General features: G+C 61.4%; 19 protein-coding genes and 2 pseudogenes. 13 read left to right on the top strand and 8 right to left on the bottom strand.

The annotated features are described in order from the left end of the window. Window positions 1–203: 203 nt before the first annotated feature. Window positions 204–818 (bottom strand): annotated as a pseudogene (locus ACYQOP_RS07650) (IS3 family transposase); the annotation flags it as partial. Between the two features lie 154 nt (window positions 819–972). On the opposite strand from ACYQOP_RS07650, the gene ACYQOP_RS07645 reads away from it, so the two are divergent. Next, window positions 973–1,203: a hypothetical protein gene (locus tag ACYQOP_RS07645; protein WP_461221956.1), complete on the top strand. Its 231-nt coding sequence runs from the start codon at window positions 973–975 to the stop codon at window positions 1,201–1,203. 405 nt (window positions 1,204–1,608) lie between these two features. Here ACYQOP_RS07645 and ACYQOP_RS07640 read toward each other — a convergent pair whose 3' ends face one another. From ACYQOP_RS07640 to ACYQOP_RS07630, 3 genes are all read right to left on the bottom strand, one after another. Continuing rightward, window positions 1,609–1,941: a hypothetical protein gene (locus tag ACYQOP_RS07640; RefSeq protein WP_461221955.1), complete on the bottom strand. Its 333-nt coding sequence runs from the start codon at window positions 1,939–1,941 to the stop codon at window positions 1,609–1,611. A 349-nt stretch (window positions 1,942–2,290) separates the two neighbouring features. Then, on the bottom strand, window positions 2,291–4,576 hold the full coding sequence (recD2, locus tag ACYQOP_RS07635) for an SF1B family DNA helicase RecD2 (protein ID WP_461221954.1): 2,286 nt from the start codon (window positions 4,574–4,576) through the stop codon (window positions 2,291–2,293). A 145-nt stretch (window positions 4,577–4,721) separates the two neighbouring features. Next, window positions 4,722–6,134, bottom strand: a complete 1,413-nt coding sequence (locus tag ACYQOP_RS07630) for an FAD-binding oxidoreductase (RefSeq protein ID WP_461221953.1) — start codon at window positions 6,132–6,134, stop codon at window positions 4,722–4,724. Between the two features lie 497 nt (window positions 6,135–6,631). Between ACYQOP_RS07630 and ACYQOP_RS07625 the strand changes: the two genes are divergently transcribed. After that, window positions 6,632–6,808 carry a hypothetical protein gene (locus ACYQOP_RS07625; RefSeq protein WP_461221952.1) on the top strand — a complete coding sequence of 59 codons (177 nt, stop codon included), beginning with the start codon at window positions 6,632–6,634 and terminating at the stop codon, window positions 6,806–6,808. Here ACYQOP_RS07625 and ACYQOP_RS07620 read toward each other — a convergent pair. Continuing rightward, on the bottom strand, window positions 6,794–6,949 hold the full coding sequence (locus tag ACYQOP_RS07620; RefSeq protein ID WP_461221951.1) for a hypothetical protein: 156 nt from the start codon (window positions 6,947–6,949) through the stop codon (window positions 6,794–6,796). The genes ACYQOP_RS07625 and ACYQOP_RS07620 overlap by 15 nt on opposite strands. Before the next feature lie 9 nt (window positions 6,950–6,958). On the opposite strand from ACYQOP_RS07620, the gene ACYQOP_RS07615 reads away from it, so the two are divergent. Continuing rightward, window positions 6,959–7,399 carry an amidase family protein gene (locus ACYQOP_RS07615; RefSeq protein WP_461221950.1) on the top strand — a complete coding sequence of 147 codons (441 nt, stop codon included), beginning with the start codon at window positions 6,959–6,961 and terminating at the stop codon, window positions 7,397–7,399. Here the strand turns inward: ACYQOP_RS07615 and ACYQOP_RS07610 are convergent. After that, on the bottom strand, window positions 7,334–7,765 hold the full coding sequence (locus ACYQOP_RS07610) for a hypothetical protein (RefSeq protein ID WP_461225511.1): 432 nt from the start codon (window positions 7,763–7,765) through the stop codon (window positions 7,334–7,336). The two genes, ACYQOP_RS07615 and ACYQOP_RS07610, sit on opposite strands and share 66 nt — an antisense overlap. Window positions 7,766–7,989: 224 nt before the next feature. Next, a complete protein-coding gene (locus tag ACYQOP_RS07605; RefSeq protein ID WP_461221949.1) occupies window positions 7,990–8,382 on the bottom strand; it encodes a hypothetical protein in 393 nt (130 codons plus the stop codon). A gap of 993 nt (window positions 8,383–9,375) precedes the next feature. On the opposite strand from ACYQOP_RS07605, the gene ACYQOP_RS07600 reads away from it, so the two are divergent. Then, complete coding sequence (locus ACYQOP_RS07600; protein WP_461221948.1) at window positions 9,376–10,299, top strand: tyrosine-type recombinase/integrase; 924 nt, start codon at window positions 9,376–9,378, stop codon at window positions 10,297–10,299. A 231-nt stretch (window positions 10,300–10,530) separates the two neighbouring features. Beyond that, on the top strand, window positions 10,531–11,694 hold the full coding sequence (locus ACYQOP_RS07595) for a tyrosine-type recombinase/integrase (RefSeq protein WP_461221947.1): 1,164 nt from the start codon (window positions 10,531–10,533) through the stop codon (window positions 11,692–11,694). Between the two features lie 622 nt (window positions 11,695–12,316). Here the strand turns inward: ACYQOP_RS07595 and ACYQOP_RS07590 are convergent. Next, the gene (locus tag ACYQOP_RS07590; protein ID WP_461221946.1) at window positions 12,317–13,243 is read right to left on the bottom strand and encodes a hypothetical protein; all 927 of its coding nucleotides are present in this window, start codon (window positions 13,241–13,243) and stop codon (window positions 12,317–12,319) included. Between the two features lie 166 nt (window positions 13,244–13,409). Here ACYQOP_RS07590 and ACYQOP_RS07585 point away from each other — a divergent pair, with 166 nt between their 5' ends. From ACYQOP_RS07585 to ACYQOP_RS07550, 8 genes and pseudogenes are all read left to right on the top strand, one after another. Next, window positions 13,410–13,640 (top strand): helix-turn-helix transcriptional regulator, encoded by a 231-nt coding sequence (locus tag ACYQOP_RS07585; RefSeq protein ID WP_461221945.1) that lies wholly within the window; start codon window positions 13,410–13,412, stop codon window positions 13,638–13,640. Next, on the top strand, window positions 13,637–14,455 hold the full coding sequence (locus ACYQOP_RS07580; protein WP_461221944.1) for a hypothetical protein: 819 nt from the start codon (window positions 13,637–13,639) through the stop codon (window positions 14,453–14,455). The genes ACYQOP_RS07585 and ACYQOP_RS07580 overlap by 4 nt, the downstream gene beginning before the upstream one ends. A 259-nt stretch (window positions 14,456–14,714) precedes the next feature. Next, window positions 14,715–14,966, top strand: a complete 252-nt coding sequence (locus ACYQOP_RS07575; protein WP_461221943.1) for a hypothetical protein — start codon at window positions 14,715–14,717, stop codon at window positions 14,964–14,966. A 298-nt stretch (window positions 14,967–15,264) separates the two neighbouring features. Further along, window positions 15,265–15,360, top strand: a pseudogene (locus ACYQOP_RS07570) (IS5/IS1182 family transposase); the annotation flags it as partial. Between the two features lie 80 nt (window positions 15,361–15,440). Beyond that, a complete protein-coding gene (locus ACYQOP_RS07565) occupies window positions 15,441–15,866 on the top strand; it encodes a hypothetical protein (protein WP_461221942.1) in 426 nt (141 codons plus the stop codon). Between the two features lie 54 nt (window positions 15,867–15,920). Further along, window positions 15,921–16,118 (top strand): hypothetical protein, encoded by a 198-nt coding sequence (locus ACYQOP_RS07560; RefSeq protein WP_461221941.1) that lies wholly within the window; start codon window positions 15,921–15,923, stop codon window positions 16,116–16,118. Between the two features lie 212 nt (window positions 16,119–16,330). Continuing rightward, a complete protein-coding gene (locus ACYQOP_RS07555; RefSeq protein WP_461221940.1) occupies window positions 16,331–16,567 on the top strand; it encodes a hypothetical protein in 237 nt (78 codons plus the stop codon). Between the two features lie 125 nt (window positions 16,568–16,692). Beyond that, window positions 16,693–18,129: an 8'-apo-carotenoid 13,14-cleaving dioxygenase gene (locus ACYQOP_RS07550; RefSeq protein ID WP_461221939.1), complete on the top strand. Its 1,437-nt coding sequence runs from the start codon at window positions 16,693–16,695 to the stop codon at window positions 18,127–18,129. Window positions 18,130–18,137: the final 8 nt, after the last annotated feature.

Below are 18,137 nucleotides of genomic sequence, written 5' to 3'. Positions count from 1 at the left end.
ATTTCCGCTAAATGTACCTGGCGTACTTGCATCCTCAAGTTGCGGCCTGTGGAACTTATTAGAGGTGTACGATTCAACATAAAAACTGAAGTGACACCTTACGTGATCCACAATGGGACTTTGTGATCGGCCCCCACGAGGTGGCCCAAGGGTAAAGTTAGTGCACGGTTGGGCTGGAGCTGACCCCGTTTGTGGTCCACGGCCTATGCAAGTTCTCGGGCTGTGACAGCTTGGTTGGCGAAAGCTCGGGGCGTCAAGCCGCCCAGGGCAGTGTGGGGTCGATCTTCGTTGTAGTGGCACCTCCATTCCTCGATGCGCTCGCGGGCATCGGCCAGCGACAGGAACCACGAGGCGTTCAAACATTCCGCCCGTAGGCGACCGTTGAACGACTCGATGTAGGCGTTGTCGGTCGGCTTGCCCGGTCGGGAGAAGTCGATCTCGACCCCGTTCAGGTAGGCCCACTGGTCGAGCATGCGCCCAGCGAACTCCGGTCCATTATCCACCCGCAGGCTTTTGGGTCGACCTCGCAGCCGGACCAAGGCGTCCAGGGCCTCGGTCACCTGGTAGGCACGGAAGTTGGCTCTCGGGGTAAGTGAGAGCGCCTCTCGCGTGTGGCAATCGACGACGGTCAGGATCCGGAACGGACGCCCGTCGAAGAGGCGGTCGGACATGAAGTCCATCGCCCAGACCTCATTGGGTCCACCGATCGCCGGTCGCCCCTGACGGTAGTGCCAGGCTCGCTTGCGCTTGGGCAGCTTGGACCGGATCGACAGCCCCTCATCCCGGTAGATCCGGTAGGTGCGCTTGTCGTCTAATTGATCAAGCCTTGTGCCAGGGTGCTTGTGTTCGATCTGCCTTGCGCATCGTTGTCGTCTTCGAGGTCGGCACCGCGTGCCCCCTCAACATGGCGCCAGATCACCGGCCTCTCAATGTGGTTCTCGTGTTCCGGATGGTCTCGAAGCGAACCTCGAGATGGCCGTGGCCGCACCCTGGCGGGGCGGCAGCTTTGGAAGCGAAGCGATATCAGGCCATGGCGATCACCTTCGGCTCGAAGGGACGCTCATCGATCCACATGCGATGGAGGATGACGGACAGCTTGCGCGCCAATGCGACGCGGGCCTTCCAGAAGCCAGCATCTCCTTGAAGCGCCCCAATGGAGCCGCATTATCTTATATTCCCATCTTCGATCAGTTCGCGGGCTGAACGCCTCCCCCCAACCATGAGATGAGGAAGGCTGCTATACGGCTGACAAGGCGACGACTGGTAAGACTTGGGACGATCATAGGCTGGTCGAGGGCGACAATGCGGCGGGCGCTAAAGCTTGCCTCGGCTTCAATCGACACAAGTGCCTCATCGGAGAAGACCAACGTCGGAGGCACGAAAGTGCGGCGTCCGTCGAAGTCGGCCTGGATCACACGGATTGCGCCAAGCGCTCTCGGCCTGTCGGGTAAGGCCGAGGCGAAGCCGATGAGGCTGACTGTGAAAGATGTGTCGCCCGTCACCGATACTCTCCACAATAAGATCTAATATGTTCTGCCGATCCTGCTGCAGGCGACGCACGCCACCGCGGCACAAGACGCTGAGGATCGGACGATGGTTTGCGCCGGTTCAGATCGTCTCATAGGCGAAGAAAATCGTGATTGTGGAAAGGCTGAAGAGGTCGATGATGAAGCAGACATCGGCGACACGCTCCAACCGAAGAGCAAGGGGACGGTCTTCATCGAGGCGCATTGAAAGATACGAGGCCACCGCACTGGCAAGGAACAGGATCGCCGTTAGCGAAACGGCCTCGTCCACATGGGTTGGGCCGATCTGGGCCTCGGCGATCTTCACCAATCCGACCAGTGTCGTGCAGACCCCAATCATCGTTCCCGCGGCGGGCAGGATGTGCTGGGACAGGGCACGGGGGCCATGCCCGCGGTTTGGGCTTAGTGTCTTCATCCGCAGCTCCGGCGGTTGGATGGTTCAGGCCGGATCAGTCATCGTATGAATGGCCCCCGGTCTTCGACGCCTTGACGCCTGCCTCTCCCAGAACTCGATCGACTACCATTTCGATTCAAGCGCGCGTCGCGGCGAAGTGAACGCGCCGGACAGTGCACGACGTGGGCCCGTGGTAGCGCTTATGTCGTGCTGCGCGCAGATGTGGCTTTGGGGCCTCGTTGCCTCTGGTGAGGCTGTAGCGAGATCGCTCAACCGCGACGTTTCCTTCCGGGTGGTTTCTTTGATGATCCGCTCCATCTTGGCAATCACGAGACGGTGTCCAAGACCAGCAAGGCGGTCCGCCGGTTGTTCAGAGTGAAATGGTGGAGGTGGGCCGGGGATCGAGTAGCAACGGCGCCTGATGCGGTCCCGCCAACCACTCTCGCAACTTCGTCCAGCGTCGCTTCGCGCTCCCGCCTCGAACTGCCATTCCGATCGCCTTGCGCTGACCGATCAGCACAACGAGCTCTTTGCCGCGCGTAACGCCGGTGTAGAGCAGGTTCCTCGCTAACATGTTGAAATGCTGGGTCACGATCGGGATCACCACGGCGGGATACTCCGAGCCTTGGCTTTTATGAATCGTGGTGGCGAAGGCCGGCACCAGCGTATCAAGTTCACCGTAGGGGTAGACGACTTCGCGCCCGTCGAAGATGACGATGACGGCGCCTTCTTCCTCGTCGATGCGCACCACCATGCCGAGATCGCCGTTGAAGACATCGCGGTCGTAATCGTTCTGGGTCTCCATCACACGGTCGCCGGGGGCGAAGCGCCAGCCAAAGCGTTCAATCTGCTTGGCCGGGTTTGGGTTCAGAACGCGCTGGAGTTCGTGGTTGAGGTTGCGTGAGCCGAGGGAGCCGCGCAGCATTGGGGTCAGAACTTGAATATCGTGGATCGGGTCGAGCCCGAAAGAACGCGGAATGCGTTTGGTCACGACCTCGATTAGCTTAGCGACGCCGACGTCGGGGTCGTCAATCTCGATCAGATAGAAGTCCGACTTCTCGCTGGCCTTCGGCCACTCCGGCATCTGGCCCTGGTTGATGCGGTGCGCATTCACAATGATCCGGCTCTCGGCCGCTTGCCGAAATACTTCGGTCAGGCGCGCTACCGGCACCCGCGCCGAAGCGATGATGTCGGCAAGCACTTGGCCTGGACCAACCGAAGGAAGCTGATCGACGTCGCCGACGAGCAGGAGCCCGGCACGCTCTGGCACGGCCTTGAGCAGCGCATTCATCAGAGGCACGTCGATCATGGAGCACTCGTCGAGGACAAGCAGATCACAGTCGAGTGGGTTCTCCTCGTTGCGCGAGAAGCCGCCGCGCTTCGGGTCGATCTCCAGGAGGCGATGGATGGTCTTGGCTTCGAGCCCAGTTTGTTCCTTCATCCGCTTGGCGGCACGACCCGTCGGCGCAGCGAGCAGGACGTTCACGCTCTTCGCCGTGAGAATGCGCAGGAGCGAGTCCAGGGTGCTGGTCTTGCCGACACCGGGACCGCCGGTGATGACACTCAGTCTCGAACCCAGCATCAGTCGAATGGCCTCCCCTTGAGAAGGTGAGAGTGTCTTTCCTGTCTTCGCCTCGACCCACGGCCGCGCCTTATCAAGGTCAATGTTTGGCCAGGGTGGTGAGCCGCTTGCTCGGTTGACGAGTCGCTCGGCGATCGCCCGCTCGGCCGCGTGCAGGCCCTTGAGAAAGACACAGGGCTCGTCATCGACCGTGTCCGCAATGACCTCCTCGCCTCGTGCTAGCTCGTCGGCTACGGCGTTGCGGACGAGGGCGACTTCGACCTCAAGCAGCTTCTGGGCGAGCACGATCAGCCGCGCGTTCGGCAGGCCACAATGGCCTTCGTCCATAGCCGTCTGGAGCGCGAAGGACACACCTGCCCGGAGCCGCTGCGGTGCCTCCTTCGACAGCCCAAGGCGCATCGCGATCGCATCCGCCGTGCGAAAGCCAATGCCGCGGATGTCGCGAGCGAGCCGGTAGGGGTCCTCGGTCATCACGACGATCGACTCGTAGCCGTAGGTCTTGAAGATCCGCACTGCCCGCGCCGTGCCGACGCCATGCGCGTGCAGGAAGATCATGATCTCGCGCACAGCCTTCTGCTCAGCCCAGCCGGAAACGATGCGGGCAGCGCGCGTCGGACCGATGCCCGAGACTTCCTTGAGACGCTCGGGGGCGGCCTCGATGATCTCGAAGGTAGCTTCACCGAATAGTGCCACGATCCGCTTGGCCATGGCCGGCCCGATGCCGCGCATGTAGCCCGACGCCAAGTAGCGCTCTATTCCCTCGACCCCAGTCGGTGGCGTGGCCTTGAGCGTCTCAGCCTTGAACTGGAGGCCGTGCTGCCTGTCAGTGAACCAAATTCCTGTGGCCGTGATCCACTCGCCGGCACCAATCGCCGGGGCGTGTCCGATGACCGACACAAGGTCTCGCTTGCCGCGCGCCTGGACCTTCAGAACGCAGAAGCCAGTCTCGGCGTTATGAAAGGTAACGCGTTCGATCGTGCCGGCCAGCGTTTCCACAGGTGCACTACGGTCGAAAGACTTCGGCACCGTGCTGCTGCTCTCACTATTGGCTGGACCAATACGTCGAGATACCATGGCTACCGGAGAACTCCGACTCGATCGCTACGGGGGCCTGATCGAAGGAAACAAGGATCGCTGGGACGAAAGTGCATTGTCTTTCTCGATCGATCCGGATCTCACTCGGAATCGACCGGAGGTAGGACACCGCCGTTCGCGTGCCTCACGTCAGGGCGCCGGCATTCATCAATCCGTCCGGGTCGAGGCCGTGCTTTATGGTGGCGATGAGGTTGAGGCGGGTCGGATCAGCGTAGCGGCGCAGCAGGTCGCGCTTGAATCGGCCGATGCCGTATTCGGCGCTGAAGCTGCCGCCTAGGTCGATCGCCAGGGCGTAGAGCTCGTGGGCGATGCCGGCCTCCACCTCGCGGGTGAAGGCGAGCCGGTCACGCCCCTCGGGCACCACCAGATTGTAGTGGATGTTGCCGTCGCCAACGTGGCCGTAGAACGACAGCCGCACGCCGGGCAGCTGCCGGCCAACAATCGCGCCGCTGCGCACTAGGAATTTACCCAGCGCTGAGATCGGCACGGAAATGTCGTGCTTGACCGACCCGCCAGCGTGCTTCTCGCCCTCGGGAATGGTCTCGCGCACTGCCCACATCGCCCGACGCTGCTCCTCGGACTGGGCGAGCGCCGCATCTGTGATCCAGCCGCGTTCCATTAGTGCTTCGAGGCTGGCCATCAGGACGTCGTCGAGGGGAATGTGCGCCGAAGAGGCCGAGAGTTCGAGCAGCACGGCGCCGCCGGGGCCCGTGGCGAGACCGGTCTCGGCCCTGCGCATCGCGGAGACGAGGTTAAGCGATGTGGCCGAGATAAGCTCGAAGGTCGAGATCAGGTCGGAGGTCTCTCGGCGCATCAAGGCGGCGATCCCCGGGAGCGGCGCATCAGCGGCGAGCTGGAGCCAGGCGGTGGCCCGGTGGCTTTGAGTCGGCCACAGCTTGAGGACTACGCCGGTGATGATGCCCAGGGTGCCCTCGGCGCCAATGAACATCTGCTTGAGGTCGTAGCCGATGTTGTTTTTGCGAAGGGCGCCCATGTTGGAAAACAGCTGGCCGTCGGGCAGGACGACCTCAAGTCCAAGCACAAGGTCGCGAGTCATACCGTAGCGCAGCACCTGCAGGCCGCCGGCATTGGTGCCGAGGTTGCCGCCTAGGCGACAGCTGCCTTCGGAACCTAGACTGAGGGGCAGGAGCAGATCGTGCCGGGACGCCGCGGCCTGGGCGTCAGCCAGGACGATCCCCGCATCGCAAGCGAGGGAGAAGTTCAGCGGGTCGACAGCGCGCACCCGGATCATGCGCTCCAGGCTGACCACCAGCTGTCTGCGGCCGGCCTCTGGCGTCGCCCCACCGACATAGCCGGTGTTGCCGCCTTGGGGCACGAGGCCGAACCCATGGTTCCGGGCAAGGCAGACCAGCGCCTGCACCTCGTCCACCGAGCGCGGGCGCAGGACTGCAGGTGTCTCGCCCTGCATCAGCTCGCGATGGTCCAGGGTGTATCGCGCGGTCATGTCGGAGGCGGTGAGCACCCCGCCATCGCCGAGTAGGGCCGTGAACGGCACGAGGGAATCGGAGGTCGCCATTGATGGGACGCCTGTGCGGGGTGGGCCGGATGGAGCTCGGACCTTGTCGCGCAGGGCCGTCGATGGAAAGGGGCAGTCGGCGGGAATGTGTATCGGCGTGGAAAAAGTATCCGGCTGAGGGCTTGACCACCGTCTAATAGGGATCGGCTCGAGCGATGACACGCCCTAGATCACGCTGATCGTCGTCAACGATAGTAGCCATATCGTTTCGCCGGACCCGCCAGCAGTGATCGTAGGGAACGCTAGTGATGGCGGGTTACGGCTCCGAACCATCGGCAGCCATGTATCCAGCAAGCATATCGTCCTTCTGCACAGGCGTCGCATTGAACGGGTCGAACAGGCCGTGATGTCGGGCGGATCTCCGGCGATGCCGGCGAGCGCGCAGTTGCCCGCGCAGGCCCAGCAGTAGTCGGCGCAGTTCCCGGATTTACGACCCGCGCGACCCGTTCTCCATCGCCGGTCCGCCGCCCAATCTCCTCGCCGCCCTGCGGTCCTCCGTGGAGGGGGTGCGCATCGCCTGGAGCGCGGCCCTCGGATACGCCCGAGCCTATCCAGATATCGTGCGGCTCGGCCGGACCCGCGTTCTGGCCCTGGCCGACGAGGGCGCGAGCGTCGAGGAGATGGGCGACATACTAGGCGCGGATCCGGAACCGATCTGGTCATCCGAATTCTAAGGCGGTGTTGGTACCCGCCTTCGCGCCACCCTGCTGAACCAGCGCGAGCTCCTCGATCCCGCCGTCGCCGAGCGGCTCGTTCGGGCCCTGCAACAGGATCGTGAAGGACACGGCACCCGTACCGCAGAACGCCTCGCGCACCGCGACCGCATGGCGCTCCGGTTCAATAACGTCGATGTCCTGATCACCCCCACGCTTCCGATCTTACGCCTGGGCGTTGGATGGAATGCTCCCGCCCATCTGGCCGGGCGAGGACCGATCGCGTGGTCTCAGTATACCTATCTCTTCAACCTGACAGGGCAACCCAAGCTTTCCCTGTGCGCCGGCAGGGCCGCCGACGGATCGCTCATCGGTCTTCAGGTCGTTGGGCAGGCCCTTGGGGAAGCACTCGTGATCCGCGTTGCGGCGGCCATTGAGCGGGCGACGGCGCACTCTTGCCCTGTTCGAGGAGGTTGCGGGATATCCAGACAGTCGAGCACACGGTTCAACATGGACTCAAGATTTAAATCGACAAAATTGTTAGACCTACCATCGCGTATCCCGCCAGGTCAGCAAGAAAGCAAGGAAGTCATTGTTATTACTGAACTTTAATTGATGTGATACATGACGCAAATAGCGCCTCCGCTGTTTTGCTTGTATTTTGTTCCATCCTATTGCTTGCCAGCATTGCTCATGGTATTGACTGTTATGCGGCGAGTCCACACACGATATTGTTGTTGCAATATTGTTTCGCTTGCACCAATCAATTGCATCACGAAGATTATTGATGTTATCCTTAATATTACAGCGGTTTCTTTCGACTATGAGGCTCCGAACTTTAGCTCTATCATACATCGCACTTAACGCGAGCTGTATGGTTGTAACATCAATTATTTTCGGCTCCATGTTAAACAATACTGCACCTGATTTTGTTAGCAGTCCGCCAAACGGAGGAACCTTAGTGACGAAGTTAGCCATATTACTATCCTATGTTTTGTATACTTCGTTCCGAAGCTAGGCATCCCAGCAAGATATCTTGACTATAATAGGCACGGATTTGCCGCCGACATGGAAACACTACTGGAATCGTCAGCTGCAATGTGAATATAAATATTAATATTTGCAAAATCGCCTAAAGTTGAATATATTCCCGCCATGTACTACTCAGTAGTAAAAGACGATCAATCATCGGGCGCGACAGATCAATCATTGCTCCGCTGCGGCAGCCGGAACCTGACTACGAAGGCAAACTGCTCATCCCGGCTAAGCAGATCGACCACCGCCATACCGTCCGGCTTACCGACATCTTCCAATTCATGGAGCCTGCCGCCGTTGTCAAACAGCCATTCTCGGATCTCTTCAAGTAATGATTGTGCTGGCTGCAGGGGAAACGCAATGACGTACGACCCGACCTCAATACCTTTCCGTCGCAATGCCCGCTTAGCAGTAGCAACCTGCTGAGGCGTGTAGGCATTCAGCTGAATTTCACTCTTCTGCTCGTGCCCAGCGATATGCTGGTCTACGAACTCCTCTGCAGTTTGGACCTCATACTGGCTGTGGCGCTGCCCTGCGAGAATCGTGAGCACATCTGCCATTAGCAAGCGGCCTTTATGAGAAAGGAACAGCAGATTCCGATTGCCGCGTAGAGGATCGGGGACCTCCTTGATTAGCCCCGGTCCCTGCCGACCGCTCCGGTCCGTTGCGCTTAGATTGAGAAGCACCCTCTGAATTCCTGATATTGTCATTCGCATCTCCCGTGCAAGCCAAGAGATCGGTCGTGCCGGAGTTTCTGCGATAAGAAGCAGTACTTGTAGTGATGCCATTGACAGATCGGTCGCGGAGCTTGCTCGCCGAATCACCTCGTTTGCTCTCCGCAGTGAACCAATATAGCAGCGTTGCGCTTCTGCCCGTCTTGCATCTCTCATTTCTTTGCTCCGTTGAGATGAGGCTCCTGAGCGTCGGTGAAGCCCCTCCAACGATGGCTAACAAAATGCGCCACTTGACGCAACGTCCATCTGCCGATAAACCGGAGAAACTGCTGAGCAAGCTATGTGTCGTGAGAGCTGGCTAAAGCGTCGCTCATCACCTCGCCAGTCGAAGCAATGCTGCTTCTTCGGAAGCGTGTTTGAGTTCATTCAAGCCTGGCGAGCCGCGGGTTAGACAATACCATGCCTATGATGAGCGAAACTGGGACCGCTTTCTATTGGAGCTCCCTCCTTTTGAAGCGCTTCCCGGCCTACAAGATTTCTGGTGTCCGTCAGTCACAGTATCTGGGCATGTTCCTGTGACGAGGCGCCCCATCGCAACTCAAGCGGCCATCTCACGCGTCGTAAAAGCTGCGCGGGCTGCAGGGGTTCAGATTGATCGCGTCGAGGTCGAGGGTATCAAAATCGCGGTCTATTCCAGCGAGGCTGTTCAGCAAGTGCCTACGTCCGAGTACGACAGATGGAGGATGAAGCGCGATGCGCGTTAGGCTAAAGGGAATCAACTCAAAGGCGAAGGTTCTGGCTGACGGTACCAAACGGACCTACTGGTACGCTTGGAAGGGTGGCCCCAGGATTGAGGGCCAGCCAGGCACACCCGAGTTCATGGCAAGCTACAACGCCGCCGTAGCAGAGCGGCGCAAACCGGCGTCGGGTGTGATGCTGTCGATCATGCAGGGCTTCCAGGCCAGTCACGCCTTCTTGTCGCTCCGGGACTCTACCCGTCGCGATTACATTAGGTACGTGAAGGCAATCGAGACTGAGTTCGGCGACCTCCCGCTCGGCGCCCTCGCAGATCGGCGGGTGCGCGGCGAGTTCATGGCGTGGCGAGATCGGATGGCCATACGTTCGCGCCGACAAGCTGACTACGCTTGGAGCGTCCTCGCCCGCATCCTTTCGTGGGCGCTAGATCGTGGCCTGATCCTGGCCAATCCGTGCGAGCGCGGCGGCCGTCTCTATAGGGCGAGGCGTGCTGATAAAGTGTGGCAGGATGCGGACGAAGCGGCGTTTCTTGCTGCAGCACCCCGTCACCTTCACCTGCCCCTTCTTATGGCTCTGTGGACTGGCCAACGACAGGGTGACCTCTTGCGCCTCACTTGGTCAGCTTACGATGGCACAGCGATTCGGCTCGTGCAGAGTAAGACGGGTGCTCGGATCGTGGTCCCTGTCGGCAGCCCCCTGAAGGCCGCCCTGGATAACACGGCGCGCAAGAGCCCCTTCATTCTGCTCAATTCAGACAACCGGCAGTGGACGAGCGACGGCTTCCGGGCATCCTGGGGGAAAGCCTGCAAGGCTTGCGGGATTTCCGGGCTGACGTTCCACGATCTGCGAGGCACCGCTGTAAGCCGCCTTGCGCAAGCCGGATGTACTGAAGCGGAGATCGCTACCCTCACTGGCCACGCTCTTACGGACGTGCGCTCAATCATCGACAGCCACTACCTTGCCCGCGATCCCACCCTGGCCCAAACAGCGATCAGAAAGCTCGAAGGTAGAACAAAATTGCCCGACCAGGTACCCGACCAAGCCTAGCTGTTCTGGAAACGAAATGAAAAAGCTTAGATTTAACAACGAGATATTTGGTGGGTGCACAAGGGTTCGAACCTTGGACCCGCTGATTAAGAGTTTGCGGTAGCAGTGTATTGGGGGTGCCCGTGACGACCCTAAGCTACTGATTCCATTAAGCTGATTACCCGGGATTACCTTGCTGGGGCATTGCGATCACGCTATGATGGTTGCTAGTTGAGCCCCTAGCGACCAATCATGAATCAGCCAAAGCGCCTTACGAAAGCGGCCGTTGAAGCCCTTACTCCAGGGCAAACCCTATGGGACGCCGAACTGAAAGGCTTCGCGGCTCGCTGCCAGCGTCGCGACCACGTCTACGTGCTGAAGTACCGCCTCGACGGGCGGCAGCGGTGGTTCACCATTGGCAAGCACGGGTCACCCTGGACGGCCGAGCTAGCCCGCCGTGAGGCCAAGCGCTTGCTGGGGCTGGTTGCCAGTGGTCAGGATCCGGCAACGAAGAAGGCTGATGCCCGCACCGCTCCCACCGTTGCCGAACTCACCGACCTTTTTCTGAGCGAGCACGTGGAAGCGAAAAACAAGGGCAGCACCCACGCCGAATATGCCCGACTCGTCGAACGGCTCGTGAAGCCACAGCTGGGCAACAAACGAGCCGATGAGGTCACGCACGAGGAGGTTCGCCGGCTCCACGTGAAGCTTCGAGCCACGCCCTACCAGGCCAATCGATTGATTGCCGTGCTCTCGAAGATGTTCAGCTGGTCGGGGCGTCGGGGCGAAAGCAATCCGTGCACGGGTATCGAACGATTCGGCGAAAAGAAGCGCCGCCGTTATCTTTCAACAGCCGAGCTCGGTCGCCTGGGTGAAGCCCTTGCAGCCTTTGAAAGCGAAGGCGGGGTCTCCCCTCACCCAATCGCAGCGATTCGGTTGTTGCTGCTGACCGGGGCCCGGCTCGGCGAGATCCTAACGCTGCGCTGGGACTACGTGGACCGCGAGCGTGGCTGCTTGGCTCTGCCGGACAGCAAAACCGGGGCAAAGGAAATCCACCTTAATGAGGCTGCGCTAGCGGTGCTCGACGCCGTGCCGCGCGACCTCGATAACCCCTATGTCATAATTGGCCAGCGTTCGGGCGCGCACCTCGTCAATCTCGAAAAGCCGTGGCAGCGGGTTCGGGCGCGGGCAGGCCTGGACGAGGTCCGGCTTCACGACCTGCGGCACTCCTTTGCATCGATAGGCGCCGGCGCCGGCCTAGGCCTGCCAATGATCGGCGCCCTACTTGGCCACACCCAAGCGGCGACAACGGCGCGGTATGCCCACCTTGCTGTTGATCCGCTGAGAGCAGCCAACGAACTTATCGGGCGCCAGATTGCGTCTTTGATCACGCCAGTGACCGCAAAACCCGAATGATAGTTGGCGAAGAGAGCTGGGGCGCCCGCCTTATCGGTTTGGGCCGGGAGACGGTCGCGGCATGCAAGGGCTCGGCCTTTGGAGATGGTCGTTCATTGTGGCGCTCCCGATAAAGACACAGATCAGCACGCCGTGCCCGTCAGGAAGCACCTAAACGCTCGACCCCACGCTTGCCGCAGTCGGTCGAGTTGGGGGTCGTTTTTTCCTCACCGAGCGGCGGCTTGCTTATGACGCCGTCCAGGGACAACCACGTCCAGTGATGCCAAGCAAGTCGTTGTAGGTCAGCAAAGCCTACCACCAGAACATCTCGAACACCTTGGCCTTCGTTCAGTCCTGGAACCGGCAATGGGCCGAGGACGAGGTGCAGAGCCCGGTGACGATCCGGGCATTCAACAGGCACCCTGTGCGTAACACGAACAAGGTGGCGTCCATTGCCTTGCGATCGGGTGCCAGCGGAACGTGGCAACCCAGGGGATGAAGTGGACGCGGCGGCAGCCGGGGCTACGTCCGAGGCCGCACTTCGTCGGGCAACCAATAGCCGTCCTGCATAACCGAGGGCTCCCTCGGGCGACATTTGCAAGGCTCGATGATTCCATAATGATAGGTCGGCCAATTTCAGTGCCTAGCGAGACAGTATCTTATTCGATTGGCGATATCTTTCGAACAACGCTTGTAGTTCATCGTTGAACTCAGATCCTATATTGACATAAGTCAATTGCGTTTTGCCCTTCGGAGTTACCATTTCCCAGACGAGTCGATTTAAATAGCGCGGCTCTTCCTGTAGATGTCGTTCAATAAAAGTTCGGTGTTGATCATTGGAGTGATGTTCTTGCTGAGAATTGTCCGCCTTATCTTCCTTGTCCGATTCGCACTCCTTGGTTTCATTGCTTTTCACTTCATCGGGGGCAGGCTTTTCTTCTCGTGGCTTGTTAGCGGGCGAGCTCATTCGCACCCAGTAATCAAGGCCTTGCTTCGGCTCCCGACTGAGACGGAGCACGTCACTTGGTGGGGTGCCTTGCCGTATAAGGCTTTCGATTGCCATTACATCACGACTATAAGTTTTATTCGCCTGCCTCAAACTTCTTGGATCTGTGTCAGTAGTGTAGCTGATATGCAACTCGACGAGAAGACGAAGGATCGTCTTTCGTCTATTGACCGTAATCCCCTGGACTTTTGCTGCTGAAACGATAGCTGAGCGCAATGAACTGGTCTGACCCATTGCGGCATAAACGGCATAGGCTTCAGCGATGGTTTTGTAGTGATGATCACGATTTTCTTTGCTGACACGCGTCATGCGTTCTGCAAGCCATCCGATAAGCTCGTTATGGTTATCCGCCGCACGCTCTGGGTTGGCGTTTGACCGCCTTAAAAATTCACTCGCATCCTTTGCGATGCCGTCGGGCACATCGATGCCGGGCAGGACGTTTTCATCGGACATAAAGCTGACCGGCTTTGGCCGGGGCTTCACTGCGGGTCGAGGTGCACCCTTCCCGTTCGGAAAAGTCCGTTTCCCTGGTTTCACTTTTCCATTTCGCGCCTGCGCAGCCATTCGACGTCCTCCCGAACCTCAATCGTGTATCTTCGTCTGTATAACAGACGAAATGACTGAGTTCCACCGCTGAGTTGGCGCTCGGAGGCCACCTGCATCCCGTTCGGCGGGGCGCTTTCGCACCTTCCGTAAAGGCTCGTCGTAACAGCACGAGGAGCGTTGCGTTATGAACGACGACAAGCACACGAACTCGGTTCTCGATCACCTGCTCGACGAGCACGCCGTCGCCGAGCGGCAGGGGCGTTCCGTCAAAACCCTGCGCAACCAGCGCGTCGCCGGCGACGGCATTCCCTATCTCAAGCTAGGTCGCCTCGTGCGGTATCGCCTCTGCGATGTCGTCGCGTGGGAACAGGGCTGCCTGCGGAACAGCACGAGCGATCAGGGGGGCGCCCGATGAACCACCCCCTGCCCTACGATCTGTCGCCCGAATTGTTGGCCGAACTCGGAGGCAAGGGAGTTCGCTACCTGCCGAGCGCGGAAACGCTTCAGCTGAAGCAAACGAAGATGCTCGCCGGCTTCCAGCGGGGGGATGTTCCGCGGCGACGTTGGCGGCGGCTGGAGTCCTGCGAGGGGCGTGGCTGCCCGAACCGGGTGTGCTCCTCGGCATGCTGGTTCGGCGAACGCGCGGCGGTCCTCAGACTGGTCGCGCAGGCGCATGACTTGCTGGAGGAAACTGGGTTGCCGCTGTGGTTCGCCACCACATATGACCCGCGATACGCGACGCCGCTCGGCGAACTGGCGACCCTGTCGCTCGACGGAATGCAACAGGGCCTTCGTAGACGCCTCCGGCGGGTCGAAGAGGCCTGGGGCCCCACGCATGCCTTCGGCGGCTGCGAGGTCAGCTTGGAGATCGAACGTGACGGCGCGTCATACTGGGGGCCGCACACGCACTTTGTGGTCGCGACACGGTGCCCCCAGGCCGAACTGAGCGCGGCGCTCATGCCGGCCGGCGACCTTCCCGCAGGCGCGCGTCCAGTGGTGGTGAAGCCCGTGACCGATCTTGCGAACCTCTTGAGCTATTGCGTCAAGCGGGAGCCGGCGGAGCGCATCGCCATTGTTGGCTCGCGCGGCACACAGGATCGCGACAAGCGACCGGTGAACCGGCAAGCCGCGCTGGAGCACGACACGTGGTTGCTCGGCCTTCGGCCAACCGAACGGTTGATCCTGCGTGGCTTTAGGCGAGTGCACGACCGACTGGTTTTGCTGCGGTAGGCGGCATCTGCAGTGACATCACGAAAAAAGGCCTGGCTCGGCTGTGGGGCAGCGGGGCTAGGCTCTGATGGTGATGCGGGGCTGCTGGGGCCTATTTGAACGTGGGGGGCAGGGTGGGGGTAGGTATACAGCATATCGCTGCCACCCTGTGATTTCGCCTCCGCAGCAATCGAAAATCACGAAATCCGAACTGGCTCAAAGCCTCGCGTAAAGATCAGCGGGTGCGCAATCATGTGCTCCCCGATCAATGAGGTTTGTTATGAGCAACATCGAAGAGGGTTTTGCGTGGGCTGACAGTCGGCAGCGCGTTCGTACCGATGTCCGGAAGCTGTGTGCTGGGATCGTCAAGAAGCACGAGACTTCCTCATCCGCGGAGGAAACGCTGAAGGTGCTGGTCGAGTCGGTGGCGGGCCGCCTCGTTTTCGAAGTCGAGTCCGAAAACGACATCGCGATCTACCTCGAGCGTTTGGCACGTCGCCTTCGCCGCGGCGGTGAAAGCATCGAGTTCTAATTCCCTCGCCGTCGTATGAGATACCCTGGGGCCCGTCTTCGGGCCCCAGGCACTCAAAACCGTCAAGCTCCATCCCGCTCTGCCTGTCGTCTCGGCACTCGTACTCTGCGGTCCATTCAACCTGACAGGTGACGGATCGATCGAATGGCAGAGCCGCATTGAGACCAAACGCAACGGCTGCAATCTCAATCGTTCGTCAGCTCCCATTTCGTCAAAGCCAAAGAGCCGTGCTGGATGAGGCTGATGCTGCCTACTTAAGAGCGCCTAACGAAACCGGCGTTTGGCGAGTTGGTAGGGCATGACGAAGTTCCTCGTTCCCGACGATCTCTGGGCGGTGATCGCGCCGCTGCTGCCACCGGCGCGGGTGCGTCCGAATGGCGGGCGGCCACCCGCGCGCTCGCCAGCCCTTTCCTGGCGGCGCTCGCTGCTCATCCGGTCAAGGTTTTCGCCGATGCCGCGGCCTGGAATGCGCATTTGATCGCCCTGGGCTTCGATGCGCGGGCCGTCACCCCCGATCCGGTGCGGATCGCCACCGAGGGCGCACTCTGGGGCGCGATCCGTCATCACGGCCTGCTGCCCGACACGGTGATCGTGTCGGACGGGGCCGATCAGTTCCCGGTCGGCACACACCTGCTGTGCTGGGTCCACGCCGAACGCCTCGTCCACGCGCTGATCCCAACGACCGCCACCCAGCGCAGGGCCATCGCGGTCACCCGCACCCTGATCTGGTGGTTCTACGACAACCTCAAGGCCTGGCTCCACGCGCCTTGTCCCAAACGAGCGCGCGCCCTGCGCGCTCGCTTCGACCGGATCTTCAGACGCACCACCGGCGCGGTGATGCTCGACCGGCTCCTCGCCCGCCTGCACGGGCACAAGGCCGCGCTTCTGCGCGTTTTGTAACGGCCGGAAACCCCGCTCCACACCAACGGCTCGGAAAACGACATCCGCGCCTGCGTGACCAAGCGCAAGATCTCCGGCGGCACTATGAGCGAGGCCGGCCGCACAGCCCGCGACGTCATGCTCGGCGTAATGAAGACCTGCGCCAAGCTCGGCGTCTCGTTCTTCCGCTACCTCGGCGATCGCGTTGGCATCCTAGACGGTGCAACCGTCGCGCGCCTGCCGGAACTCGCCGGAAGCGCCGCAACAGCCTGACCGCCCGGTGATCTGCCACAGTTACCTACCGTTCCTGCGGACGAGGAAATGTGCTGCTGGTCGCCCAACTCTGCCAAGCCATCCGGACATCTCACAGATGTCAGACACTGGCACCGCTTCTTAGTCCGCCAGGTAAAGGATCATTGGATAGCGACGTCGCTACCAAGAAGGCGCAGGCGCTTTCTTATAAGCAGTCTTATAGGAATCTACAGATGAAAGCCCGATTGAAAGATTTCGATGCGAGGGAAGTCCGTTTGCGCGATGCGAGAGAGCACGTTCGCATTCACTTGAAGCGGATGTTCACCGAATGGGAAGGACAGCCTCGCATCCTGCTGTACGAGGTGATGTCCTACACCATGGGCGCCATGTTCCGTACCAACCGGCTCAAGGCAAGCGCCGATGTGCAGGAGGTCATGGCGTCCCTCTGCCGGAAGCGCGAAATCTACTAGCGCGATCGGTACTTCACGAAAAGTCGGGCTGCAGGATCAGAATTCCTGCAGCCCACCCTAAAAACCGGGGACGCCCCGCGTCACGATGGCCCTCGCTCCCCCGCACCGCACCGAGATCGCGTCCGATGCCGAACCCTGTCGAATCAAGCCTGCGTGCCGCCGCCGAGGGTCTCGTCGCGCTGGTGGCGGCCCTCAACCGGCTACGCCTGCCGGGGACGCCGCACCCGTTCGTTGTTGGCGTCCACGCGCCGATGCGCGAGGAGCTGACGCTGCAGGACCTGCCCGTGACCGGGACGATTCCGGCGGGGCTTGACGGGCGCTACCTCAAGATGGGCGCCAACCCCGCCAGCCCGACGACGCGCGGCCACGACTGGTTCCTGGGTGACGGCATGGTGCACGGCCTCTGCATCGAAGGCGGCAAGGCCTTGTGGTACCGCAACCGCTGGATCGGCTCGCGCGCTGCGTCCGCAGCGCTCGGCCGGCCCGCCGCCCCTGGACCACGCCGGGGCGATGACACCGTCAACACCAACGTCGTCGAGATCGGCGGCCGCGCCTTCGCAGTGGTCGAGGCCGGCAGCTACCCCGTCGCGCTATCCGAGGACCTGGAGACGCAGCGCTACGATCGGTTCAACGGCACGCTCGCCGGCTCCTTCAGCGGGCACCCGCACCGCGACCCGGAGACCGGCGAGATCCACGCGATCGCCTATGACGGCCGGGTCTGGGACAGCGTGCGCCACGTCGTCGTCTCGCCTGCGGGCCGGGTCGTGCGCGACGTGTCGATCCCGGTCGAGCACGGCCCCTGCATCCACGATTGCGCGATCACAGCGCGTTTCGCCGTCGTGCTGGACCTGCCCGTCACCTTCTCGATGAGGGCGGTGCTGGCCGGCCACCGCTTCCCGTTCCGTTGGAACCCCGCCCACCGCGCCCGCGTCGGCCTGCTCCCCCGGCACGGCACGGCCGCCGACATCGTGTGGTGCGCGGTCGAGCCGTGCTTCGTCTTCCACGTGGCCAATGCCTACGACGACGCGGACGGGCGGGTGGTCCTCGACGTCGTCGCCTACGAGCGGGTGTTCGCCTCGGCCGGTGGCGGCCTCGACTCGCCGGGCCGAATGGAGCGCTGGACTGCCGACCCCGCCACGGGGCGGGTCGACCGGCGGGTGATTGACCCCGCGGCGCAGGAGTTCCCCCGGATCGACGAGCGCCGCTTCGGGCGGCCCCACCGCTACGTCTACACGGGCTCGGTCCCCGCCGACGGCAACACGCAGCTCGTCGGGGCGACGCAGATCTACAAGCACGACCTGGCGACGGGTGAGCGGCTCGTGCACGAGTTCGGCGCCGACCGTGTCCCGGGGGAGTTCGTGTTCGTGCCGGCGGGGCCGGAGACCGGCGAGGACGAGGGGTGGCTCGTCGGGCTCGTCATCGACACGGTAAGCGACACGACGGACTTCACCATCCTCGACGCGCACGCGTTTGAGGCGCCGCCCGTTGCCACGGTCCGCCTCGGGCACCGGATCCCGCCGGGCTTCCACGGGAACTGGTTTCCGAATCAAGGGGCCGAATGACGATCTCC

The sequence above is a fragment of the Methylobacterium sp. CM6247 genome (assembly GCF_054817925.1).
This window is presented reverse-complemented; position numbering and strand designations above follow the sequence as displayed.